Annotated in this window: 20 protein-coding genes, 1 pseudogene and 1 riboswitch; of the genes and pseudogenes, 8 read left to right on the top strand and 13 right to left on the bottom strand. The window is 67.6% G+C overall.

Annotation, left to right across the window (positions count from 1 at the left end; all coding sequences use genetic code 11):
- Nucleotides 1-6: 6 nt before the first annotated feature.
- Nucleotides 7-399: a hypothetical protein gene (locus N7367_RS17545; RefSeq protein ID WP_279942891.1), complete on the bottom strand. Its 393-nt coding sequence runs from the start codon at nucleotides 397-399 to the stop codon at nucleotides 7-9.
- Between the two features lie 91 nt (nucleotides 400-490).
- Complete coding sequence (locus N7367_RS17540) at nucleotides 491-1,717, bottom strand: multidrug effflux MFS transporter (protein ID WP_279942890.1); 1,227 nt, start codon at nucleotides 1,715-1,717, stop codon at nucleotides 491-493.
- A gap of 301 nt (nucleotides 1,718-2,018) precedes the next feature.
- A riboswitch (glycine riboswitch) is annotated at nucleotides 2,019-2,121 on the top strand.
- A gap of 62 nt (nucleotides 2,122-2,183) precedes the next feature.
- Between N7367_RS17540 and gcvP the strand changes: the two genes are divergently transcribed.
- Complete coding sequence (gene gcvP, locus N7367_RS17535) at nucleotides 2,184-5,051, top strand: aminomethyl-transferring glycine dehydrogenase (protein WP_065174824.1); 2,868 nt, start codon at nucleotides 2,184-2,186, stop codon at nucleotides 5,049-5,051.
- A gap of 83 nt (nucleotides 5,052-5,134) precedes the next feature.
- Here gcvP and N7367_RS17530 read toward each other — a convergent pair whose 3' ends face one another.
- The 3 genes from N7367_RS17530 to N7367_RS17520 form a co-directional block, all read right to left on the bottom strand.
- The gene (locus N7367_RS17530) at nucleotides 5,135-5,545 is read right to left on the bottom strand and encodes a VOC family protein (protein WP_279942889.1); all 411 of its coding nucleotides are present in this window, start codon (nucleotides 5,543-5,545) and stop codon (nucleotides 5,135-5,137) included.
- A gap of 100 nt (nucleotides 5,546-5,645) precedes the next feature.
- The gene (locus tag N7367_RS17525; RefSeq protein WP_065174823.1) at nucleotides 5,646-7,016 is read right to left on the bottom strand and encodes an amino acid permease; all 1,371 of its coding nucleotides are present in this window, start codon (nucleotides 7,014-7,016) and stop codon (nucleotides 5,646-5,648) included.
- Nucleotides 7,017-7,098: 82 nt separating this feature from the next.
- Nucleotides 7,099-7,809, bottom strand: a complete 711-nt coding sequence (locus N7367_RS17520) for an AraC family transcriptional regulator (protein WP_053519032.1) — start codon at nucleotides 7,807-7,809, stop codon at nucleotides 7,099-7,101.
- A gap of 113 nt (nucleotides 7,810-7,922) precedes the next feature.
- Between N7367_RS17520 and N7367_RS17515 the strand changes: the two genes are divergently transcribed.
- Both N7367_RS17515 and N7367_RS17510 read left to right on the top strand, forming a co-directional pair.
- On the top strand, nucleotides 7,923-10,013 hold the full coding sequence (locus N7367_RS17515; RefSeq protein ID WP_279942888.1) for a catalase: 2,091 nt from the start codon (nucleotides 7,923-7,925) through the stop codon (nucleotides 10,011-10,013).
- A 35-nt stretch (nucleotides 10,014-10,048) separates the two neighbouring features.
- Nucleotides 10,049-10,444, top strand: a complete 396-nt coding sequence (locus N7367_RS17510) for a hypothetical protein (protein WP_279942887.1) — start codon at nucleotides 10,049-10,051, stop codon at nucleotides 10,442-10,444.
- A 100-nt stretch (nucleotides 10,445-10,544) separates the two neighbouring features.
- Here the strand turns inward: N7367_RS17510 and N7367_RS17505 are convergent, their stop codons facing one another.
- Entirely contained in the window at nucleotides 10,545-11,336 is a 792-nt protein-coding gene (locus tag N7367_RS17505; RefSeq protein ID WP_065174820.1) for a hypothetical protein, read from the bottom strand.
- Nucleotides 11,337-11,442: 106 nt separating this feature from the next.
- Between N7367_RS17505 and N7367_RS17500 the strand changes: the two genes are divergently transcribed.
- Nucleotides 11,443-12,234: a hypothetical protein gene (locus tag N7367_RS17500; RefSeq protein ID WP_279942886.1), complete on the top strand. Its 792-nt coding sequence runs from the start codon at nucleotides 11,443-11,445 to the stop codon at nucleotides 12,232-12,234.
- Between the two features lie 55 nt (nucleotides 12,235-12,289).
- Here the strand turns inward: N7367_RS17500 and N7367_RS17495 are convergent, their stop codons facing one another.
- Nucleotides 12,290-14,416, bottom strand: a complete 2,127-nt coding sequence (locus N7367_RS17495) for a methyl-accepting chemotaxis protein (RefSeq protein ID WP_180876641.1) — start codon at nucleotides 14,414-14,416, stop codon at nucleotides 12,290-12,292.
- A 235-nt stretch (nucleotides 14,417-14,651) separates the two neighbouring features.
- Here N7367_RS17495 and N7367_RS17490 point away from each other — a divergent pair, with 235 nt between their 5' ends.
- On the top strand, nucleotides 14,652-15,611 hold the full coding sequence (locus tag N7367_RS17490; protein ID WP_279942885.1) for a L,D-transpeptidase family protein: 960 nt from the start codon (nucleotides 14,652-14,654) through the stop codon (nucleotides 15,609-15,611).
- Nucleotides 15,612-15,615: 4 nt separating this feature from the next.
- A complete protein-coding gene (locus tag N7367_RS17485) occupies nucleotides 15,616-16,257 on the top strand; it encodes a M23 family metallopeptidase (protein WP_164151601.1) in 642 nt (213 codons plus the stop codon).
- 103 nt (nucleotides 16,258-16,360) lie between these two features.
- Here N7367_RS17485 and N7367_RS17480 read toward each other — a convergent pair.
- The 6 genes and pseudogenes from N7367_RS17480 to hflK form a co-directional block, all read right to left on the bottom strand.
- Nucleotides 16,361-16,626: pseudogene (locus tag N7367_RS17480) on the bottom strand (hypothetical protein); the annotation flags it as partial.
- Between the two features lie 72 nt (nucleotides 16,627-16,698).
- Nucleotides 16,699-17,055, bottom strand: coding sequence for a hypothetical protein (locus tag N7367_RS17475; RefSeq protein ID WP_279942884.1), 357 nt, complete (start codon nucleotides 17,053-17,055; stop codon nucleotides 16,699-16,701).
- 150 nt (nucleotides 17,056-17,205) lie between these two features.
- Entirely contained in the window at nucleotides 17,206-18,498 is a 1,293-nt protein-coding gene (locus tag N7367_RS17470; RefSeq protein WP_053518619.1) for an adenylosuccinate synthase, read from the bottom strand.
- A 276-nt stretch (nucleotides 18,499-18,774) separates the two neighbouring features.
- On the bottom strand, nucleotides 18,775-18,960 hold the full coding sequence (locus N7367_RS17465) for a DUF2065 family protein (protein WP_053518621.1): 186 nt from the start codon (nucleotides 18,958-18,960) through the stop codon (nucleotides 18,775-18,777).
- A 65-nt stretch (nucleotides 18,961-19,025) separates the two neighbouring features.
- A complete protein-coding gene (locus N7367_RS17460) occupies nucleotides 19,026-19,889 on the bottom strand; it encodes a protease modulator HflC (RefSeq protein ID WP_053518623.1) in 864 nt (287 codons plus the stop codon).
- Nucleotides 19,886-21,019 carry an FtsH protease activity modulator HflK gene (hflK, locus tag N7367_RS17455; RefSeq protein ID WP_065182642.1) on the bottom strand — a complete coding sequence of 378 codons (1,134 nt, stop codon included), beginning with the start codon at nucleotides 21,017-21,019 and terminating at the stop codon, nucleotides 19,886-19,888. Before hflK ends, N7367_RS17460 begins: the two co-directional genes overlap by 4 nt.
- Before the next feature lie 151 nt (nucleotides 21,020-21,170).
- Here hflK and N7367_RS17450 point away from each other — a divergent pair, with 151 nt between their 5' ends.
- Both N7367_RS17450 and pilH read left to right on the top strand, forming a co-directional pair.
- A complete protein-coding gene (locus N7367_RS17450) occupies nucleotides 21,171-22,166 on the top strand; it encodes a YhdH/YhfP family quinone oxidoreductase (protein ID WP_065182641.1) in 996 nt (331 codons plus the stop codon).
- A gap of 88 nt (nucleotides 22,167-22,254) precedes the next feature.
- Nucleotides 22,255-22,622, top strand: a 368-nt coding sequence (gene pilH / locus N7367_RS17445; protein WP_053518630.1) for a twitching motility response regulator PilH, incomplete at its 3' end; no start/stop codon positions are given.

Raw genomic sequence — 22,622 nt, 5'->3', positions numbered from 1 at the left:
TACGGGTCAGCTGTTCTTCTTCGCCGCCATCGCGGCGGCCAGCTCGGCCTTGTATTCCTCAAAGGTCTGGCCCTTCTTCCTGGCCTCGGCCTGCGCGGCATCGCGCAGCGCGTCGGAATACATCAGACGCACCGGCGTACCGTTGCGCTCGTGCAGTTCACCGGCTTGCATGATCAACGCCAGTACCTGCGCGGCGCTCTCGCTATGTCCGGCGATACGGCCATCCATGCCCAGCACCCACTCGCCATCGCGGCGCACGACACCTGCCAGCAGCGTGCGCTGCGCATCACGCAGTTCGGCATGCGGCTCCACCGGCGAAGTCTGGGCAGCGGCCTTGTTGGCAGCCTTCTCTTCCTGGCGGCGGCGCTGGTCGCGACGGGTCTTGGAGGTGGTGGACATGGGGGCGGCATCGCTACGGGGGGGCGCAAGGATAGCGCACCCCGGCCGTGGCGCCGCTTCACGGGTCGCCCGCCACCGCCCCTGCGGCCGGTCAGAGGTCCGTGACCAAGGCCTGCACTGCGCGCTCACGGCGGTGTTCCCAGTACCAGAACACAAACCCGGCGGCGAAGAAGCCGGCCTGGCCCAGCGCCAGATGCAGCGGGCTGGCACTGAGCAGGGGCGACACGACACCGGCCACAACGGTGCTGATCATCAGCTGCGCGAAGGCCTGCAGCGACGAAGCCAGGCCGCGCTGGTGCGGATACATGTCGAGCACGGCCAGCGCCAGGATCGGGAAGATCAGCGCCATGCCCATGCCGCCCAGGAAAATGGGCAGTACCGCCCACGGCAGCGCGAACTGCGCCGCCAGCACCACGTAGCCGACGTTGAGCAGTGTCGACAGCGCGCACAGGGAGAAGCCGATGGTCACCTGCCGGGTCGGCGTGGTGTGCCCGGCCATGCGCCCGGACAGGAACGCGCCGGCCGTCATGCCACCGATGGTGGGAATGAACAGCCAGGCGAAATCGCCTTCGCCCAGATGCAGGTGCTGCATCACGAACACCGGCGCGGAAGCGATGTACAGGAAAATGCCGCCGAAGCCGATGCTGCCGGCAAGTGCCAGGCGCAGGAAACGCGGGTTGAAGCCGATGCGCACATAGTCACGCAGCAGTGCGCGCGGCGACAGCGGTACCCGCGCCTCCGGCGGATGCGTTTCCGGCAGGAAGCGCGCGGTGGCCACCAGCAGCAGCAGCGAGAACACCACGAGGAACCAGAAGATCAGCGGCCAGCCGGCACCGCTGAGCAGAATCCAGCCACCGATGATCGGGGCGATGGCCGGCGCGATGCCGAACAGCATCGAGACCTGGCTCATCAACCGCTGGGCGTCATGGCCGTGGTACAGGTCACGGATCACCGCGCGGCCGACGATCATGCCCACGCCCGCCGACAGGCCCTGCAGCGCGCGGAACGCCAGCAGGGTCGGCAGGTCAGTGGACAGCGCGCAGCCGACCGAGGCCCCGGCAAACACCACCAGGCCGCCCAAAATCACCCGCTTGCGGCCCCAGGCATCGGACAGCGGCCCATGCGCCAGGCTCATCAGGCCATAGAACAGCAGGTAGACGCTGATGGTCTGCTGGACGGCCACCTCATCCACCGCCAGGCGCTGGGCCAGCTGCGGGAAGGCCGGGAAAATGGTGTCGATGGAGAACGGGCCGAACATGGCCAGGCCCGCGAGCAGCAGGGCCATGCGACGGGTGGACGGAGCAACAGCGGCGGTCATGTGAACGGTGTCCGGCAAGGCCATGCGCGGCACGCACGGCGGGCGCCGGTCCCGCTGCAGCAGGGACGGCGCCAGATGAATTCGGGTATCCGCCCATGATAGGCGGGGAATGCGCCCGATGCCATGCAGCACCGCACAAAACGCACGCCCCGGGCCATCGGCCATTCAGGCGCCGGCCCTGCCCGGGCGGCCCCGGCAGCAGGCCATAACCGGCTATAATCGGCGGGCAACACGGTGGGAGAAGCGGAACACCGCTGCCGAAGGCGCAACGCCCGTAATCGCTCAGGCCCGATACCACCCGCAACACAACTCTGGAGAGACCGGTTCGATCCGGCGCCGAAGGGGCACGAAGCTGCGGCCAGCCGCGCTTCCAAACTCTCAGGCAAAAGGACAGAGGGGCGCCCCGCAGCCCGCCATCCGGCGGCTTGTGCCCGTGCGTGTGCCCTTTCCTGACGGATCCTTCGCCATGTCCCAGAACACCCCTTCCCTGCGTGAGCTCGAGCACCACAGTGCGTTCGTCGAGCGTCATATCGGCCCCAACGACGCCGAGATCGCGCAGATGCTCGACGTCGTCGGCCACGCGTCGCTGGATGCGATGACCGATGCCATTGTGCCGGCCAAGATCAAGTCGCCGGCAGCGCTGGCGCTGCCGGAGTCGATCACCGAAGTGGAGGCGCTGGCGAAGATCCGCGCGATCGCCGACAAGAACACCGTGCTGCGCAGCTTCATCGGCCAGGGGTATTACGGCACCCACACGCCGAACGTGATCCTGCGCAACATCCTGGAAAACCCGGCCTGGTACACCGCCTACACCCCGTACCAGGCAGAGATCTCGCAGGGCCGCATGGAAGCGCTGATCAACTTCCAGACCCTGTGCGCCGACCTGACCGGCATGGAGATCGCCAACGCCTCGCTGCTGGACGAAGCCACCGCAGCGGCCGAAGCGATGACCCTGGCCAAGCGTTCGGCCAAGTCGAAGTCGGACACCTTCTTCGTGCACGATGCCGTGCACCCGCAGACCCTGGAGCTGCTGCGCACCCGCGCCGAGCCCATGGGCATCGTGCTGCGCGTCGGCACCCCGGCCGAAGCGCTGGAAGCGGACAGCTTCGGCGTGCTGCTGCAGTATCCGGATACGTTCGGCCAGGTGGCCGACTACCGGGCACTGGTCGAGGCCGTGCATGCACGCGGCGGCCTGGTCGCCGTGGCCACCGATCTGCTGGCGCTGACCCTGCTCGCCGCACCGGGCGAATGGGGCGCGGACATCGTGGTCGGCAACAGCCAGCGTTTCGGCGTGCCGTTCGGCTTCGGTGGCCCGCACGCGGCGTTCATGGCCTGCCGCGACGCCTACAAGCGCTCGATGCCCGGCCGCCTGATCGGCGTCTCGATCGATGCGCAGGGCAACCCGGCCTACCGCCTGACCCTGCAGACCCGCGAACAGCATATCCGCCGCGAGAAGGCCACCTCCAACATCTGTACCGCACAGGTCCTGCTGGCGGTGATGGCCTCGATGTACGCCGTCTACCACGGTCCGGAAGGCCTGACCCGCATCGCCCGCCGCACGCACCGCCTGGCCGCGATCCTGGCCGCCGCACTGCGCAAGGCCGGCGTACAGGTTGCTGGCGACTTCTTCGACACCCTGCACGTCACCGGCGTGCACGCCGATGAGATCCACGCCAAGGCGCGCGCCGCCGGCTACAACCTGCGCGCGATCGACAGCGACTCGGTCGGCATCAGCCTGGACGAGACCGCCACCCGCGCCGATGTGGTCGCGCTGGCCGCCGTCTTCGGTGCCCAAGCCGATGTCGATGCACTGGATGCCAGCACCGCCGACGCGCTGCCGGCCGGGCTGCTGCGCCAGTCCGCGTTCCTGACCCATCCGGTGTTCAACACGCACCACAGCGAGCACGAACTGCTGCGCTACCTGCGTTCACTGGCCGACAAGGACCTGGCGATGGACCGCACGATGATCCCGCTGGGCTCGTGCACCATGAAGCTCAACGCCACCGCCGAGATGATCCCGGTGACCTGGCCGGAGTTCTCGCAGATCCATCCGCTGGTGCCGGCCGACCAGGCACTGGGCTACAAGGAACTGATCGAGTCGCTGGAAGCGATGCTGGTCGAATGCACCGGCTACGATGCGGTCAGCCTGCAGCCGAACTCGGGTGCACAGGGCGAGTACGCCGGCCTGCTGGCGATCCGCGCCTACCACCGCTCGCGTGGTGAGGAGCATCGCGACATCTGCCTGATTCCGGATTCGGCCCACGGTACCAACCCGGCCTCGGCACAGATGTGCGGCATGAAGGTGGTGGTCACCAAGACCGATGCCAACGGCAACGTCGATGTCGAGGACATCCGCCTCAACGCCGAGAAGTACAGCGACCGCCTGGCCGCGATCATGATGACCTACCCCTCCACGCACGGCGTGTTCGAGGAGGAGGTGGTCGAGATCTGCGAGATCATCCACAAGCACGGCGGCCAGGTGTACACCGACGGTGCCAACATGAACGCCCTGGTCGGCGTGGCCAAGCCGGGCAAGTGGGGTTCGGACGTGTCCCACCTGAACCTGCACAAGACCTTCTGCATCCCGCACGGCGGCGGCGGCCCGGGCGTCGGCCCGTGCGCAGTCAAGGCGCACCTTGCCCCGTTCCTGCCGGGCAAGCTGGGTGACAACGGCCCGGTCGGCATGGTCAGCGCCGCCAGCTTCGGCAGCGCCTCGATCCTGCCGATCAGCTGGATGTACATCGCGATGATGGGCCGCGAGGGCCTGCGCAAGGCGACCCAGGTCGCGCAGCTCAATGCCAACTACATCGCCAAGCGCCTGGCGCCGCACTTCAGGACGCTGTACACCGGCCGCAACGGCCTGGTGGCGCATGAGTGCATCCTCGATGTGCGCCCGCTGGAGAAGAGCAGCGGCATCGGCGCCGAGGACGTGGCCAAGCGCCTGATCGACTTCGGCTTCCACGCGCCGACGCTGAGCTTCCCGGTGGCCGGCACGCTGATGGTCGAGCCCACCGAAAGCGAGTCGCTGCATGAGCTGGACCGCTTCATCGATGCCATGATCCAGATCCGCGAGGAAATCCGTGCGATCGAGGATGGCCGCCTGGACCGCGAGGACAATCCGCTGAAGAACGCGCCGCACACCGCCACCGCGGTGACGGCCAGCGAGTGGACCCACGCCTACCCGCGCGAGCTGGCCGCCTTCCCGCTGCCCAGCCTGAAGCTGCAGAAGTACTGGCCGCCGGTGGCCCGCGTCGACAACGTCTACGGCGACAAGAACGTGATGTGCGCCTGCATCCCGGTCGACGCCTACAAGGACGATGAAGTCGAAGCGTGATTGACGGAACGGCCCGCGCAAGCGGGCCGTTTTCGTTTACGGTAGCGCCGGGCCATGCCCGGCGAGCGCAGCGGCTGAACCGATCACGGATCCGGCATCTGCCCCACGCTCAACTGCCAGGACACACCGAACCGGTCCTGCACCCAGCCGTAGCGATTGCTGAAATCGTAGTCGCCCACCGGCATCAGCCAGTGCCCGCCCTCGCCCAGCACGCGCGCCGCGCGCTCGAACTGTTCGGCGCCACCGCACTCGACGAACAGCGAGATCGACGGACTGAAGGTGAAGTCGTGCACATCCAGGCTGTCGAAGCACAGATAGTTGGTGCCGCCGAGCATGAAGGTCGCCTGCCGCACCTGGCCGGGCACTCCCGCCCCTGCGCCGTCGGGATGGCGTTGCAGGGCAAGCAGCCGGAAATCGGCGAACGCCTCGGCGTACAGGGCCAGGGCCGCCTCGGCCTGGCCGGTGAACATCAGGAACGGACGACTGCGCAACATGGGGTGCTCCAGTTCAGCGGGCCGATGACGGCCCCGCGAACAGGATGGCACGCAGAATGTATGCCCGCTGTAGAGCCGAGCCCACGCTCGGCTGTACGGATCAGGCCTCGCGCATGCGGCGCGCGATGGCACTGCCGGCCGCGATCGTGGCGGTCAGGGCCACCATCGACAGGAACTGCAGGCGCGTATGCGCCTCGCTCAGCAGCAGGCCGAAGATCAGTGCCAGGATCGCCAGGGCGCAGCAGGTCAGCCACGGGAAACCGGCCATGCGGAACGGCAGGCGCGAGCCGAGGCGGTCCGCACGGCGGCGCAGCACCAGTTGAGAAAGCAGCGACAGCGTCCACACCAGCAGGCAGGTCGAGCCGACGATGTTCAGCAGTACCGGCAGCACCTTGTCCGGGAACAGCAGTTCCATCACCGTCGCGGCAAACCCGAACAGCACGCTGGCCAGAACGGCGATCACCGGCACCTGCCGCGGGTCGGTCCAGCCCAGCACGGCCGGTGCCTCGCGGCGCTGCGCCAGCGAATACATCATCCGCGACGCGCCGTAGAGGTTGGCGTTGAGGGCCGACAGCAGGGCGATCACTGCGATCAGCGTGATGGCCGTGCCCGCCCCCGGAATGCGGGCCGCATCCAGCACCGCGGCGAACGGCGACTTCAGCGCTTCGCTGGTCCACGGCACCACGGCGATGATCACGCTCAGCGAGCCGATGTAGAACACCAGGATGCGCCAGGCCACGGTACGGATGGCGCGGGCGATGCTGCGCTCGGGATCCTCGGTCTCGGCCGCGGCAACGGCCACGATCTCGGTGCCGCCGAAGGCGAACACCACCACCAGCAGGGCTGCGCCGATACCGGCCAGGCCCTGCGGTGCAAAACCGCCGTGTGCGGTGAAGTTGCTCAGTCCCGGAGAGGTCACCTGCGGCAGCCAGCCCATCAGCAGCGCGAAACCGATGGCGATGAACGCCAGGATCGCCACCACCTTGAGAATGGCGAACCAGAACTCGAACTCACCGAAATTCCTGACCCCCAGCAGGTTGATCGCGGTGAAGAACAGCATGAACGCCAGGGCGGCCATCGGCACCGGAATGGCAGGCCAGACCGTGGCCAGCAGGCCCGCCGCTCCCACGGCCTCGGCGGCGATCACGATCACCAGCTGTACCCACCAGAGCCAGCCGACAGTCGCCCCTGCCGTGGCGCCCATGGCGTCGGCGGCATAGACCGAGAACGCGCCGCTGGTCGGCTTGGCCGCCGCCATTTCGCCCAGTGCGTTCATCACGATGATCACCAGTGCGCCGGCCACCAGGTACGACACCAGCACCGCCGGGCCGGCCGCCTGTACGCCCACACCGGACCCCAGGAACAGGCCCGCGCCGATGGCGCTGCCCAACCCCATCATGATCAGCTGGCGTGGCTTGAGCGAATGGCCCAGGCGGGAGGGCGAGGCAGGCGTAACGGGGCTGGCGGGCATCGGCAGGAGTGGGCGGCGGCTACAGGGGCGTCACCTTACCCTGTCCCGCGCCTGTGGGGATAGGCACAGTGCAGCAGGCCGCTCAGGCCAGCGCCGGCTCGCCGATGCGGGCGCGGTAGGCGCGCGGCGAGAAACCGGTTTCGGCCTTGAACTTGCGGGTGAACGCGCTCTGGTCACTGAACCCGCAGGCCTGGCCGATGCAGGCGATGCTGTCGTCGCCATGCAGCAGATGCATGGCCATCTGGATCCGCAGCCGCGTCAGCACCTGCTGCGGGGTCATCTGGAACACCTTGCGGAAGCTGCGCTCCAGCTTGGACAGCGAGAACCCGGTGATGTCCAGCAATGTCTGCATGCGCACGTTCTCGGCGTAATGCGCGTTGAGATGGGCCAGGGCCAGCCGCAGCTGCTCGTACTGGGTTCCCAGGCTGTCTTTCTGGCCCAGGTCGCGCGAGATGCCGATCAGGCCCTCGATGCTGCCGTCGACCACCAGCGGCCGCTTGCAGGTCAGGCACCAGCCCGGCTCGCGGTTGGCGAACAGGTGCAGCTCCATCAGGTTCTCGATCACCTCGCCGGACAGCACGCGTGCGTCCTGGTCGACATAGTCCGCACTGAGGCCGGTCGGGTAGATCTCGGCCGCGGTACGCCCGATCACGTCCTTGCGCGCGCGCAGGCCCAGCCGCCGCAGCATCGTCTGGTTGACGTGGGTGTAACGGCCCTGGCGGTCCTTGATGAAGAACAGCACGTCCGGGATGGCGTCGAACAGGGCTTCGATGTCGGCAGGCTCGACTCGCATGCGCCAAGCATAGCCGAGGCGCCCTTGTCCGCGCGATCACCTGCGCGGGACCGGGGCTTAACGTCTGGCGCGCGAGTGTAGAGGTTGACTTCCCCGCTACAGGACCTGGACCCATGGCCGCCAGCAAGCCCTCCGGCAAGCGCGCACCCGCCCCCTCCCCCGACCATCGCCGTGGCGACGGCGACGAACTGCACCTGCACGCCGGCGGCACGCACCCCCCGATGACCACGGCCCAGGGCATCCCCGTCGCCGACAACCAGAACTCGCTGCGCCAGGGCCCACGAGGCCCCACCCTGCTGGAGGACTTCATCCTCCGCGAGAAGATCACCCACTTCGACCATGAGCGCATCCCGGAGCGCATCGTGCATGCCCGCGGCAGCGCCGCCCACGGCTATTTCGAACTCACCCACTCGCTGGCCAAGTACACCCGTGCGCGCATCCTTGGCGAAGTCGGAAAGAAGACTCCGGTGTTCACCCGCTTTTCCACCGTGGCCGGCGGTGCCGGGTCGGTCGACACCCCCCGCGACGTGCGGGGTTTCGCGGTGAAGTTCTACACCCCTGAAGGCAACTGGGACCTGGTGGGCAACAACATCCCGGTGTTCTTCATCCAGGACGCAATGAAGTTTCCCGACCTGGTGCATGCGGTGAAGATGGAACCGGACCGCGCGTTCCCGCAGGCAGCGAGCGCGCACGACACGTTCTGGGACTTCATTTCGTTGATGCCCGAATCGATGCACATGATCATGTGGGCGATGAGCGACCGCGCCATTCCACGCTCGCTGCGCATGATCGAAGGCTTCGGCGTGCACAGCTTCCGCCTGTTGAACGAGGCCGGCGACTCCACCTTCGTCAAATTCCACTGGCGGCCGAAGCTGGGCATCCAGTCCACGGTGTGGGACGAGGCGTTGAAGCTGCAGGCCGCGGACAACGATTTCCATCGGCGCGACCTGTTCGAGGCGATCGAGCGTGGCGACTTCCCCGAATGGGAACTGGCGGTGCAGCTGTTCACGGAAGAGGAGGCCGACGCATTTCCGTTCGATCACCTGGACCCGACCAAGATCATTCCCGAATCGCTGGTGCCGCTGAAGGTGATCGGGCGCATGGTGCTGGATCGCTGGCCGGACAACTTCTTCGCCGAAACCGAGCAGGTGGCCTTCTGCCCGGCCAACGTGCCGCCCGGCATCGACTTCAGCAACGACCCGCTGCTGCAGGGCCGGTTGTTCTCCTACCTGGATACCCAGCTGATCCGCCTGGGCGGGCCCAACTTCCACCAGATCCCGGTGAATGCGCCAAAGTGCCCGTTTGCCAACCACCAGCGCGATGGGCATATGCAGATGCAGGTGCCCAAGGGCCGCGTGGCCTACGACCCCAGTTCGCTGGAGGACGACAGCCCGCGCGAGACACCGGCCGGATTCCGCAGCCATGCCAGCGCGGATGACGGCCGCAAGGGGCGCACGCGTGCCGAGAGCTTCGCCGACCATTACAGCCAGGCACGGATGTTCTTCCGCAGCCTGGAAGCACCCGAGCAGGCCCATCTGGCCTCGGCGCTGGTGTTCGAGCTGTCCAAGGTGGAAACGCTGAAGGTGCGGGTGCGTACCGTCAGCCACCTGCGCAACATCGACGAAACCCTCGCGCAGCGGGTGGCGGAAGGACTGGCGCTGCCCGCCCTGCCCGACCCGGCGCCCACCGCTACGCCGGTGCGGGACATGCCGCCGGCCCCCGAGGTGCGCGTGATTGGTCGCAACAAACCCACCCTGCAAGGGCGCTGCATCGGCATCCTGTTTGATGAAGGCTCCGATGCCGGTGTCATCAGCAGCCTGCGCAAGGCCGCCGAGAAGGCCGGCGCGGCGGTGAAGCTGGTGGCTCCCAAGGTGGGCGGCGCCACCCTGAGCAACGGCAAGCTGCAGGCGGCCGACGGGCAACTGGCGGGGACTCCATCGGCGGTGTTCGATGCGGTCGCGATCGTGCTCAGCGAGGAGGCCGGCAAGCGGCTGTCCAGCGACAGTGCGGGGCTGGAATTTGCCAGCACCGCGTGGGCACACCTGAAGGCCATCGGCAGCGATGAAGGAGGCCGGGTGCTGCTCAAGGCGGCGCGCGTGGGCAAGGATGCAGGCATCGTCGACGCGGGCGATGCAGACGCTTTCCTCGCCGTCGCCGCCACCCGCCAATGGGCCCGCGAACCGAAGCTGCGGCAGTTGGCCTGACGGCCTCACCCCCATCGCCTGCAAGGAGACGTGTCATGCCCCGTGGAGACAAATCCGCCTATACCGACAAGCAGAAGCGCCAGGCCGAACACATCGAGGAAAGCGAGCGCGAGCGTGGTGCCAGTGAAAGCACCGCCGAGCGCATTGCGTGGGCCACCGTGAACAAGCAGGATGGCGGAGGCAAGCGCAGTGGCAGTGCCCGCAAGGGCGCCAAGAAGACTGCGAAGAAGGCGGCGAAGAAGGCACCGGCGAAGAAGGCCGCAAAGAAGACTGCCGCGAAGAAGACTGCCGCGAAGAAGGCGCCCGCGAAGAAGTCCACGGCCAGCACGCGCAGTGCAGCCGCGAAGAAGGCAGCGGCAACGCGAGCAGCAAAGAAGGCGGCACGCTCGACCGCCGCGAAGAAGGCGGCGCGCACCCGCGCAGGCGGTTGAGATGCACCCGGCAGCGCAGCGGGCACACGATGCCTGCGGCCCTGCACGGTGACGTGGCGCACGCCGGGCAGCATCAGCACCCGGCGGCGCCACGGCTCAGTCAATCGCCGGCCCGGCCCTTGGGCGCGGGTGCCGCCACGGCCACCGCCTGCAGCTTGCGCACCGCAGCGATCGGAATCGCTTCGGCCCGTCGCTGCTGCGGCCACCAGACGAACAGGAATGCGCTGCTGGAGCCCAGCAGGCGCGCGGTGCCGGGCAAGGGCGCCGCGTCGCCGTTCAACTGCAGGCGGATCACTTCCCCACGTCCCTCGTTGCGGATCTGCTGCCCCCGCACCTGCACGTAGTTGGCCGCGCCGATGGCCATGAATGCGGCCACGGCCAGGGTCATCGCCGTCAGCGGCCGCAGACCTACGCCCTCCCAGCTGGTCAGTACCGAGCGCATGAGCACCGCCCGCCATGCCCAGTTGCGTGCGCGCAGTTGCTCGAGCTTGGCCGCATTGCGCATCCGCAGCGTTTCCGGCCAGCTCACCAGCAGCACCAGCAGCACGCCCGCAGCCAGCAGCAGTGCATAGGCCGGGTCACGGATGCCGGCCACCAGGAAATCGCTGGGCTGCAGGTAATCCAGAATCGACAGCTCGAATCCCCGGTAGAACCAGAAGCTGCACCACAGCCCCAGCAGCGACACCAGCAGATAAGCGGTGGTGAACAGCAGTGCCGGCTCACGGCGCATGCGGGACAGCGCCTGCATCACCGCCGAGTCATCATCACCACGGGTCAGCGGCAGCATCGACCAGTCGGTCGCTGCTTCCGGCTCCGGTGGCGCCGCAGCCACCTCGATGCCCTGCACCCGCGGCACATCGCCATAGGTCCCTTCCGGTTCCCTGTTGTCCATGCCCGCTCCCCCTTTTCAGCGAGCATCGCCGAAAAAGGTGCCGCGCGGTAGACCACCGGCCTGCTGCATACTCCACGGTGCCGCAGGACGCAGGGGAGAACGGGCCATGAAACGATGGACTGGCATGTTGGGGCTGCTGGCGTGGCTCTGCGCCGCGTCACCGGCCGTTTCCGGCAATGCGCGGGCTCCCGCCGCGCCAGCGGACGATGTGGGCACCGCGCTGGCCATCGCACAGGCCGAAGCGCGTGGCCGGCAGATGTTCGAGCACGACCTGGCGGCCGAGCGCGCAACCGACGCCCTGCTCGCACAGGGCCTGCGCGGAGACACCCGGGTAAGGGGCTGGATAACCGAACAGCGCGGCAGCCACTACGAAGTCAGCATGATCGGCGACGGCGCAGTGGTCCTGTATAGGGCCGCCACCGACGCGCAGGGAAGGATGACCGGCGCAACCGAGACTCTGGATGTTCCAGCGGCGCCAACGACCTACCAGGCCGGCGCTGCCGCCGCACGGGCGCTGGCGCTGAACAGCGCCTTCGACGCCTGCGCGCAGACCTACAACAGCGTGGTTCTTCCGGCGCCCGGTACGGCCGCCGATGCGTGGACGGTCTACCTGCTGCCCGCCACCACAGATCCTGCCGTGGTTCCGCTGGGCGGCACGCATCGTCTCGACATCGCCCACGGTCGGATCGTCTCCCGCCGCGCCTTCACCCACAGCTGCATCCAGCTGAAGCGTGCGCCACCCGGTGCGGCGATGTTCATCACCCATCTGCAGGACCCGGCACCGACCGAGATCCATGTGTTCTGGAGCCTGTGGGCCCGCTCGCCGCTGTACGTCTCCACGGCTAAGGACGTGATCTGGAAGATCGAGGACGGCCGCATCCGCCGCATGCAGGACTGACCGGCCACCACGCGCGAACACGTGGCGGCCCGTGCCTGCAGGCGGCTGCCGACGGTCAGGCCGCGCGTGCTGCCACCGTGCGGACTGCACCGCTCTGCTCGATATGGAACACCGCGACCGACGCGGTCAGCGCATTGGCCTGCTCTTCCAGCGCGCGGCTGGCGGCAGTGGCTTCTTCCACCAGTGCGGCATTCTGCTGGGTCACCTGATCCATCTGCACCACCACCTGATTGACCTGTTCGATGCCGGCCGCCTGTTCCTTGCTCGCCGCAGCGATGTCACTCATCAGCTGGTTGGTGCGTGCGCTGGCCTGTGCCAAGCGGGCAATGGCTGCTTCCGACTCGACCGTGACCGCCAGACCGCTCTGCACCTTGCCTGCCGCCTCTTCGATGAGTTCCTTGATCTCCTTGGCGGCGATGCCCGCACGCTGCGCCAGCGTGCGCACTTCACTGGCGACCACGGCAAAGCCGCGGCCCTGCTCACCCGCGCGGGCAGCTTCCACCGCAGCGTTCAAGGCCAGGATGTTGGTCTGGAAGGCGATGCCATCGATGACCGTGGAGATTTCCGAGATGCGCGCCGAGGACTGATCGATCTCTCCCATCACAGATGCCATCTGTGCCATTGCCTGTTCGGTGGCCCGCACCGCCGCGCCGGCAGCGTGTGCCTCGCTGTCGGCCTGGCGGGCCAGCTCGGCATTCTGGCGGACGGTCGAGGTCAGTTCTTCCATCGATGCCGCCGCTTCTTCCAGGTTGGCGGCCTGCTGTTCGGTACGGCGCGACAGGTCGCTGTTGCCGGCGGCGAGCTCCTGCGCGGCAGTGTTGATGCTGTCGGCAGCGTCCTGGATGCCGCGCACGATACCGGTCAGCTGGGCCGTGGTGGTGTTGGCATCGTCGCGCATGCGGGCGAACACGCCGTCGTAGTGACCGTCCATGCGCGCAGTGAGGTCGCCCCCGGAGATCGCGCGCAGCACATCGGAGACGTCGGCGATGCTGGCCTGCGAACTGGCCATCATGCCGTTGAGCTGCTCGACCATCGCCCTGAACTGATACTGGAACGCACTGGCATCCCCACGCACGCTGAAATCTCCGGCGCGCGCCGCGCGGACCAGGTCGTCAATCTGGGTGTTGACTGCCAGCAGGCTCTGTTTCACTGCGGCCAGGGTGCGGGTCAGCGTACCCTTCTCGCCGGGATAGTCCGGAAGGTCGCGGCTGAGGTCGCCGATGGCATAGCGCTGCATGACCTCGGCCATCAGCAGTTCCACCTGCACGTGTGATTCCACCAGGCTGTTGGTGGCCTGCACCATGCGCCCGAAATCGCCCGGAAACGCGCTGGCGTCCATGCGGTAGCGGATCGCACCCGCCTCGTGCTGCTCGGCCATGTGCATCTGCGCCCCGATGGCGGCCTGCACGCTCTGCCGCACGCTGGCCATCGCCTCGCCCAGCCGGGTCAGCTCGTCACGGCCGCCGAGGCGGAATTCCTGGTCCAGCTGGCCCTTGGACAGGCGCTCGGCCAGGTTCACCGCGCGTGCCAGCGGACCGGTCAGGCTGCGACCGATCATCACCGAGGCGGCAATGCCGACCAGCAGGGCCACGCCTCCCAGCACCAGCAACTGCAGCAGACTGCGTTCACCCAGGCGGATCGCCTCGGCGGCGGCCTCGCGGCTTTCCTTCTCTTCGAAGTCGACTCCCTCGGACAACGCCTTGTTCCAGCCGTTGGCCGCTTCCTGCACCGGCCCCAGGGTCAGTGCCACGGCAGCGGGGTAGTCGCCCTGCTCCATCAGTTCGCTGGTCTGCTTGTTGAGCGGGCGCGCAAGGGCGCGCTTGGCCGCGATGGTTTCAGCGATGGCCTTGCCCTCGGCATCGCCCGGCAGTGCCTGATAGGCGGACCAATCCGCCTCGTAGCGCTTGACCAGGTCGGCAATGCGCTTCTCGTCGCTGCCGCGCTCTTCGCCCTGGCGGATCAGCATTTCGCGGCGCACTACCATCATCTGGTTGTTGGCATCGAGCATCTGCGACAGCAGGCGTACCTTGGCCACACTGACGTCGACTACCTGCTGCATCGCGCGCTTCTGCACGACACTGGCGGTGGCGCCGGTGGCCACCACGGCCGCGACCAGCAGCAGCAACAGGCCAAAGCCCAGCCCAAGACGCCAGGCAACCCTGACATTCCTCAAGTAATCCATGGGTACATCCAAAACGGGGGGATGCGCCCGTATCGGCCGCGCCACCGGCAATCTTGATCGGCAACAAGCACGGGCGTCGGCAGCCGTTCACCTTGGTGAGGCCCCGCCCCGCACTTCTGCGACAAGGGCCTGAGCCAGGCCGGGGCTGCCCTGCTCATGCCGGCATCAGGTTGCTTTCACGGAGGCTGCGCAGCCTCTGCGGGCAGGGTGGAGCTGCCATCTGCCGGAGATCTTCATGCCCGTGTACCGCCCCGCCCTGCTCGCCCTGTCCTTGCTGGTGTCGCCCGCCTTCGCGCAGGTACCGCCGCCGGCCCAGCTGCCGGAGCCCATTGCCGAGAAGGCCGGACCCGATACAGCAGCCCGCTCGCCGCTGCACGCCCAAGTGTTGCTGGATCGCGCCAATTTCTCCCCGGGCGAGATCGACGGTGAAGTCGGCAGCAACCAGCATCGGGCCGTGGCCGGCTTCCAGGCGGCACACGGCCTGACGGTGAGCGGAGAGCTGGACGACAGCACCTGGGAGGCTCTCCAGGCCGAGACGATCGCGCCGCTGGCCAGCTACACGCTGACGGCCGAGGATGTTGCCGGTCCTTTCCAGTCCATTCCCAAGAAACCCGCCGCACAGGCAAAGCTGAAGTCGCTGGGTTACAGCAGCGTCGAGGAAGCGCTCGGTGAACGCTTCCACGCGTCCCCTGCCCTTCTGAAGTTGCTCAACCCCGGCGTCGATCTGGCCAAGGCCGGCAGCCGCATCCAGGTGCCCAACATCGCCCCCGCGGCATTGCCGAAGGCGGCGAAGATCGTGGTCGACAAGTCCGATTCCACTCTTCAGTTGCTGGATGCGCAGGGCAAGGTGATCGCACAGGTGCCGGTTTCGTCCGGCAGCCAGCACGATCCGCTGCCGATCGGTGAATGGAAGATACTCGGCGTCCATCGCGACCCGCCGTTCCACTACAACCCCAAGCTGCTCTGGGATGCGCGCAAAGGCGAGAAGAAGGCCACACTGCCGCCCGGTCCGAACAATCCGGTCGGCCGGGTCTGGATCGATCTGTCCAAACCCCACTATGGCCTGCACGGAACGCCGGTACCCGGGCATGTCGGCAAGACCGAATCGCATGGCTGCGTGCGCATGACCAACTGGGATGCACTGCGCGTGGCCGATGCGGTGAATACCTCTGTCCCCGTGGTTATGCAGGAGTGAGCCGATGCGACTTTCGCAGTTGATCGTGCTGGGCGTGCTGGTGGGTGTGGGAATGGGCTGGTGGCTGCGCCGCGATGCGGGTGAGCCAGTAGCGGTTGCCCGGCCTGCAGCACCACCTGCGGTGGCTGCGGCGCCGGAGGTTGCGGCTGCGACGCCGCGTGTGGGCGCTGCGGCTCCCACGGCGGTGCCGCCGTCCAGCGCCACCGATGCGCCAAGCGGCCTGCTGCTGCCGGTGCAGGGCGTACTGCCTTCGCAGCTGCGCGATACCTTCACCGATGCCCGCAGCGAAGGGCGCGTGCATGATGCAATCGACATCATGGCCGACGCAGGAACTCCGGTGCTGGCAGTGGCCGATGGGACGGTGGAAAAGCTGTTCGACAGCAAGCGTGGGGGGCTGACGATCTACCAGTTCGAGCCGAGCGGGCACTGGTGCTACTACTATGCCCACCTGCAACGCTATGCCGATGGCCTGGCCGAAAAGCAGGTGATCAAGCGTGGCGAGGTGATTGGCTACGTAGGCAGCACCGGCAACGCCAGCGCCGAGGCCCCGCACCTGCATTTCGAAGTGCACGTGCTGGGGCCGGAGAAGCAGTGGTGGAAGGGGGAATCGATCAATCCGTACCCGCTGTTGCAGGCGGGAGGGTAGCGCGTGTGCCGCGTGGCAGAGCCAGTCGCAGTGATGCCCGATTTGGGCACGATCCTAGCCGTATTGGGTATCTGACAAGTACCCCGCCGGGCATGGCCCGGCGCTACCGGCGTCGCCACCGCCGCAGCGCGATGCTGGCGGTCGCCAGCCCGCCACCGGCAAGCAGTAACAGCAGTGCCAGGGGCTGCCAGAAGAAGAACGGCCACAGACCTCCAGCACGGTCAGCCGCAGCCAGGAACGCCCGCGCGGACGTGCGTCGCCGCGCCCATAGCCGAAGTACGAGGCGGCAATTCCAGCGGACTCAACCGATTCCAGCGCGCGGGTGATGCCGGAGCCCGGCACGCCCGAACGCGCGCCAGCGCGGAAGTCAGTCTGAAGCGCGTGAACCCACCCGATACCTCGCCAGATGGCGAGGCCAGGCATCGCACATGCGGAAGGGCGTCAGGCCGGCCTGACTTCTCTGCAGACCGGCTCGGCAAGTTCGCGGCAGGCGAAGAACAGCCCTTCCCCCCCACCTTCGTCCAGGTGCCTGCGCGGCGTCGCCATGGTGGCGCAACGGTTGGCCGCATGCAGCATCTCCACCGCGGTGAGGATGCCCATGGCCGCACGGTCGATCCGCGCCAAGGACTGACGTCGTCCGTCGGACAGGTTCTCCTCCGGCCACAACATGCCATCGGAGCCCTCGCCATCACGGATGCGGGTGAGGCAGCCTTGGAACGTGCTGAGATCGTCGGCGGGATTGGCGTCGTCGTTGATGGGCTCAACAACATGGAACGGCGGGGTCTTGCGAGCGGTCATGGTGTCGGCTTCCGTGGCTGCACTTGACAGCGCCACCGCCGACAGATGAAACCGGCCCAAACTGAAGCGCCGCGACCCCACAGGGAGTCGCGGCGCTCTTTTTTCAATTGAACAACGTTACCACCACGCCGGACATGGCCCGGCGCTACCTCAGGCGAACGGATCCTGCAGGACCATGGTGTGGTCGCGATCGGGGCCGGTCGAGACGATGCTGATCGGGCAGCCCGCCAGCTCCTCCAGCGAACGCAGGTAGGCGCGCGCGGCCGGCGGCAGGTCATCCCATTGGGTGATGCCGTGAGTGTTCTCGCTCCAGCCCGGGAACTCCAGGTACACCGGGGTGCACTCTTCCCAGCCCTGCGCGTCCAGCGGTGCGTACTCGGTACGCTTGCCGCGGTATTCGTAGGCGATGCAGACCTTCAGCTTCTCCATGCCGTCCAGCACGTCCAGCTTGGTGATGCACAAGCCGCTGATGCCGTTGATGGCCACGGCGCGCTTGAGCGCGACGATATCCATCCAGCCGCAGCGACGCGGACGGCCGGTCGAGGCGCCGTACTCGGCACCGCGGTCGCGGATGCCCTGGCCGATCTCATCGTCCAGTTCGGTCGGGAACGGACCGCCGCCGACGCGGGTGGCGTAGGCCTTGGCGATGCCCAGCACGTAGTCGATCGCATCGGCACCCACGCCGGCGCCGGCCAGTGCGCCGCCGACGGTGGTGTTGGAGCTGGTGACGTACGGATAGGTGCCGTGGTCGATGTCCAGCAGCGCGCCCTGCGCGCCTTCGAACAGCACGCGCTTACCCTGCTTGCGCAGGTCGTGCAGGATACCGGCGACGTCGGACTTCATCGGCTCGACGTACTCGCCGAAGGCAAGTGCCTCGTCGTAGGTCTTCTGGAAGTCGATCGCGTCGGTGTTGAGGTACTTGGTCAGCACGAAGTTGTGGTAATCCAGCGCGGTGCGCAGGAGTTCTTCCAGCTGCTTGGGGTAATGCAGGTCGGCGATGCGGATGCCGCGACGTGCCACCTTGTCTTCGTAGGCCGGGCCGATGCCACGCCCGGTGGTGCCGATCGCCTTGCCGCCGGCAGCGCGTTCGCGCGCCTGGTCCAGGGCGATGTGGTACGGCATGATCAGCGGCGCGGCCGGGGAGATCTTCAGGCGCGAACGCACTTCCACGCCGGAGGTTTCCAGTTCGGCGATTTCCTTCTGCAGCGCGGCCGGCGAGATCACCACGCCGTTGCCGATCAGGCACAGTGCGTCGTCGCGCAGGATGCCGGACGGGATCAGGTGCAGGACGGTCTTCTTGCCGTTGATGACCAGCGTGTGGCCAGCATTGTGGCCGCCCTGGAAGCGCACGACCGCGCCGATTTCCTCAGTGAGCAGATCGACGATCTTGCCCTTGCCTTCATCGCCCCACTGGGCACCCAACACTACGACAGACTGACCCATGACGGGCTCCTCGATTTGTTGCGGCCATCGGGGCCGCGGACGGGTAAACCGTGGCGGGGGTGGCCAGCGCGGTGATGGCGGCTCCAAACGGGGAGCAGCCGGCGATGGATGGCCCAGACACGGAAAAAGCCGAACGGGGGAGGCCCGTCCGGCTTTTGTGCATTATCCGGGTTTCCGGGGTCGGGTGCCACCTTTCCGACGGACGGCTTCACCCAGCGGTCAGGGGCCCGAAACGGGGTCAGATCCCTTTCCTGCGAAAAGGAACATGACCCGCTGCTAATGCCGTGCCCACCACAGCAGGCTCAGGCCGGCCAGCAGGATCAGGCCGCCAAAGCTGCGCAGGGCCGGTCCAGGCAGGTCCAGCAGGCGCTCGGCCATGCGCTTCCAGGCCAGCGGGGCCGCGAACAGGAACAGGCCTTCCAGCACCGCGACCAGGCACACGGCCGCGAACAGGTCTTTCATCGGGAACTCCAGAAATGGCACGGGGCCCGGCATCTGGCCGGGCCCCGTGGGTAGTGCGTGCGACCTCAGCGATCGCTCTTGAGGTACTGCAGGAACGGGTCGTTCTTGTCGAGCACGATCACGCCGTTGCCGTCGGTCATGGAGCCACGGTAGGCCTCCAGGCTGCGGTAGAAGGCGTAGAACGCCGGATCGGCAGAACCGGCCTTGCCATAGATGCGCGCGGCATCGGCATCACCTTCACCGCGCAGGCGCTGGGCATCACGCTCGGCTTCGGCGATCAGCACGGTGCTGTCGCGGTCGGCCTGGGCGCGGATCGTCAGCGACTGTTCCTCGCCTTCGGCGCGCAGCTTGGCGGCCTCCTGCTTGCGCTGGGCGCGCATGCGCTCATACACGTCGTTGATGACCTGGCTGTCGGTCGGCAGATCGACCTGCTTGATGCGCAGATCGATCATCTGCATGCCCAGCCCTGCCACCGCCTCGTTGATGCCCTTCAGCTGCTCGGCGATCAGCTCGCTGCGGTCGCCGGACACCAGCTGCTGCAGGGTGCGCGAGTTGATCTGGTTGCGCAGCGAGTCGGTGATGATCGGTGCCAGGCGGGCATTGGCGATGCGCGGATCGCCGCCGGTGGCACGGAAGTAGTCACCCACGTTGGAGATGTAGCCGATCGCGAAGAAGTCGACGCTGACGTCCTTCTGCTCGGCGGTGAAGTAACGCGCAGGGGCGGTATCAAGCACCTGGAAGCGGCGGTCGAAGACCTTCACCGTTTCCACGATCGGCAGCTTGAAGTGCAGGCCCGGCTTGATGTCCGAGCGCACTACCTTGCCCAGGTTCAGGACCATGGCGGTCTGGTCCTCGCGGACCACGTACACCGAGCCCAGCAGGCCCAGCACCACCGCCACGATCACGGCGATCCAGATTGGACTCTTCATCGGCTGCCCTCCTCACGGCCGCTCGGTCGCCCGGTCGGGCGGCCTGTGGGCCGGCCCGGGTCACGGGAAGGTTCCGCTGCCGTGGTACCCGGCAACGAAGGCATCACCACGTCCGGATTCGGCACGCCGGCGGCCGACGTCGCAGGACGGGTATCGCCGGTCATCGGCACGTAGATCAGCTGGCGGCCATCGCCACCGATCACCTTGCGGTTCTCGCTCAGCACCTGCTGCACCGTTTCCAGCCACAGGCGCTTGCGGGTCACGTCCGGCGCATCCTTGTACTGGGCCTGCAGCAGGCTGAAGCGCTGTGCATCACCCTCGGCCTTGGACACCACGGCCTGCTTGTAGCCTTCGGCGGTGGTACGGGCGCGCGAGGCCTGGCCTCGTGCTTCCGGCACGACCTTGGCGGCGTAGGCCTGGGCTTCGTTGATCAGGCGTTCCTTGACCTGCTGCGCACCGTTGACCTCGTCGAAGGCCGGCTTCACTTCCTCCGGCGGACGGGCGTCCTGCAGGGTCAGGCCAGTGACGGTCAGGCCGGTCTTGAACGCGCGCAGCAGCGCCTGCAGGCGCTCCTCGGCAGCCGCGGCCAGCGGGCCACGGTTGTTCAGCACGGCGTTCAGATCGGCACGGCCGACTTCCTCGCGCACGGCACTCTGGGCCGACTGTTCCAGCACCTGGTTGGCATCGACCGTGCCGAACAGGTACTGCTGCGGATCATCGATGCGGTACTGGACGTTCAACGACACGTTGACGATGTTCTCATCGCGGGTCAGCACCGGAACCTGGATCGAGAAGGTCTTGATCTCGGTCGCGTTGACCTTGGTGACCGACTCGATCGGCCACGGCAGCTTGAAGTTCGGTCCGGGCTGCAGGATGCGCGAGAACTGGCCGAAGCGCAGCACCACGCCACGCTGCTGCTCGCCGATCAGCTGGAAGCTGGAGAACAGCACCAGCAGCACCAGGGCGGCCACCACCCAGCGGACGATGCCGCCATCGAACAGATCCTTCAACGGCCCGGGCAGCCCGCCCCAGCCACCACCATTGCCACCGCCGCGCGACCCGAACGGCCCGCGTCGATTGTCCTCGGGGCCTTGTCCGCCCTTGTTGCCGCCGGGTGTATTCCAGGCCATGCACGCTCCATCAAGATATGGGCTGCGGCGCGGGCCCTTCCCGCGGCGCCAGCCGTGAACCATCACCGATCATACAAGATGGGGCGGATCGGCAGGATCGAAAGGGGGCGAACGGGGTAAGGTGGCGTTTTCCTCGAAGTCAGGCACGCCGATGGTCCCCACCACCCCGTTCACCGCCTTCCGCATCGAAAGCGACGACGCCGGCTACCGCAGCGGACTGACCCGGCTGGGGGTCGACGACCTCAACCCCGGGCAGGTGCTGATCCGCGCCCGGTGGTCCTCGGTCAATTACAAGGACGCCCTGGCCGGCACCGGCAAGGGCCGGATCCTGCGCCGCTTCCCGCTGGTGGGCGGCATCGATGTGGCCGGCACGGTCGTGGCCTCCACCGACCCGGCCTGGCGCGAGGGCGACGCCGTGCTGGCCACCGGCTGCGGCCTGAGCGAAACCCGCGACGGCGGCTACAGCCAGTACGTGCGGCTGGAGTCGAGTGCGGTGATCGCGCAGCCGCCCGGGCTCAGCCCGCGCGAGGCGATGGTGCTGGGCACGGCCGGTTTCACCGCCGCGTTGGCGCTGCTGCGCCTGCAGGACAATCGGCAGACCCCGGATCTGGGCCCGCTGGCGGTGACCGGCGCCAGCGGTGGCGTGGGTGCCCTGGCGCTGTCGATCTTCAGCCGCGCCGGCTATACCGTGCACGCCATCAGCGGCAAGCCGGAGCAGGCCCGCTTCCTGCGCGACATCGGCGCCAGCGAGGTTCTGCCACGCGAGGCGTTGGCCGATACCGGCCCGTTGCAGACCGGGCGCTTCGGCGGGGGCCTGGACAATGCCGGCGGCGACATGCTGGCCAGCCTGCTGGCGCAGACCGTGCCCTACGGCAGCGTGGTCAGCGCGGGCCTCGCCGCCAGCCCGAAGCTGGACATGACGGTGATGCCCTTCATCCTGCGTGGCGTATCGCTGCTGGGCGTTTCTTCGGCCAACGCGCCACGCGCCCTGCGCGAAACCGTCTGGGCGCGGTTGGGCGACGACTGGAAGCCGCAGCATCTGCAGCAGATCTGTACGGCGGAAGTCGGCCTGGAGGCGCTTCCGGAGGTGTTCGAGCGCATGCTGGCCGGCGGCTCGCTGGGACGCACGGTGGTACGGATCGACTGAACGTTGCAGGCAGGCGACGGACGGCAGGCGCCGCCCTCCCGCCGGTAATCCGCCCGCACTACACTGCGGGCATTACCTGGGGAACAACATGGCACGCATTCTGATCGTCGACGACTCACCGTCGCAGCTGTTGGGGATACAGCGCATCGTCGAGAAGCTCGGGCACCAGATCCTGACCGCCACAGATGGCGCCGCCGGGGTGGAAGCCGCCCGTGCCGAGCTGCCCGATCTGGTGCTGATGGACGTGGTCATGCCCAACCTCAACGGTTTCCAGGCGACCCGCACCCTCGCCCGCGACGAGGCGACCCGGCACATCCCGGTGATCCTGGTGACCACCAAGGACCAGGACACCGACCGCATGTGGGGCATGCGCCAGGGCGCCAAGGCCTACATCACCAAACCGTTCTCGGAAGATGAGCTGTCCGAGGTGCTGGAGCGGGTGTTCGCCGGGCAGGG

Source organism: Stenotrophomonas sp. GD04145 (assembly GCF_029835135.1).
Lineage (GTDB): Bacteria > Pseudomonadota > Gammaproteobacteria > Xanthomonadales > Xanthomonadaceae > Stenotrophomonas > Stenotrophomonas maltophilia_P.
Note: the sequence above shows the minus strand (reverse complement) of the source record. Positions and strands in the feature narration are given on the sequence as shown.

Excerpts from the sequence above, each read along its gene's own strand:
- N7367_RS17545 (WP_279942891.1), bottom strand. The coding sequence starts at position 399 with ATGTCCACCACCTCCAAGACCCGTCGCGACCAGCGCCGCCGCCAGGAA.
- N7367_RS17540 (WP_279942890.1), bottom strand. The coding sequence starts at position 1,717 with ATGACCGCCGCTGTTGCTCCGTCCACCCGTCGCATGGCCCTGCTGCTC.
- gcvP (WP_065174824.1), top strand. The coding sequence starts at position 2,184 with ATGTCCCAGAACACCCCTTCCCTGCGTGAGCTCGAGCACCACAGTGCG.
- N7367_RS17530 (WP_279942889.1), bottom strand. The coding sequence starts at position 5,545 with ATGTTGCGCAGTCGTCCGTTCCTGATGTTCACCGGCCAGGCCGAGGCG.
- N7367_RS17525 (WP_065174823.1), bottom strand. The coding sequence starts at position 7,016 with ATGCCCGCCAGCCCCGTTACGCCTGCCTCGCCCTCCCGCCTGGGCCAT.
- N7367_RS17520 (WP_053519032.1), bottom strand. The coding sequence starts at position 7,809 with ATGCGAGTCGAGCCTGCCGACATCGAAGCCCTGTTCGACGCCATCCCG.
- N7367_RS17515 (WP_279942888.1), top strand. The coding sequence starts at position 7,923 with ATGGCCGCCAGCAAGCCCTCCGGCAAGCGCGCACCCGCCCCCTCCCCC.
- N7367_RS17510 (WP_279942887.1), top strand. The coding sequence starts at position 10,049 with ATGCCCCGTGGAGACAAATCCGCCTATACCGACAAGCAGAAGCGCCAG.
- N7367_RS17505 (WP_065174820.1), bottom strand. The coding sequence starts at position 11,336 with ATGGACAACAGGGAACCGGAAGGGACCTATGGCGATGTGCCGCGGGTG.
- N7367_RS17500 (WP_279942886.1), top strand. The coding sequence starts at position 11,443 with ATGAAACGATGGACTGGCATGTTGGGGCTGCTGGCGTGGCTCTGCGCC.
- N7367_RS17495 (WP_180876641.1), bottom strand. The coding sequence starts at position 14,416 with ATGGATTACTTGAGGAATGTCAGGGTTGCCTGGCGTCTTGGGCTGGGC.
- N7367_RS17490 (WP_279942885.1), top strand. The coding sequence starts at position 14,652 with ATGCCCGTGTACCGCCCCGCCCTGCTCGCCCTGTCCTTGCTGGTGTCG.
- N7367_RS17485 (WP_164151601.1), top strand. The coding sequence starts at position 15,616 with ATGCGACTTTCGCAGTTGATCGTGCTGGGCGTGCTGGTGGGTGTGGGA.
- N7367_RS17475 (WP_279942884.1), bottom strand. The coding sequence starts at position 17,055 with ATGACCGCTCGCAAGACCCCGCCGTTCCATGTTGTTGAGCCCATCAAC.
- N7367_RS17470 (WP_053518619.1), bottom strand. The coding sequence starts at position 18,498 with ATGGGTCAGTCTGTCGTAGTGTTGGGTGCCCAGTGGGGCGATGAAGGC.
- N7367_RS17465 (WP_053518621.1), bottom strand. The coding sequence starts at position 18,960 with ATGAAAGACCTGTTCGCGGCCGTGTGCCTGGTCGCGGTGCTGGAAGGC.
- N7367_RS17460 (WP_053518623.1), bottom strand. The coding sequence starts at position 19,889 with ATGAAGAGTCCAATCTGGATCGCCGTGATCGTGGCGGTGGTGCTGGGC.
- hflK (WP_065182642.1), bottom strand. The coding sequence starts at position 21,019 with ATGGCCTGGAATACACCCGGCGGCAACAAGGGCGGACAAGGCCCCGAG.
- N7367_RS17450 (WP_065182641.1), top strand. The coding sequence starts at position 21,171 with ATGGTCCCCACCACCCCGTTCACCGCCTTCCGCATCGAAAGCGACGAC.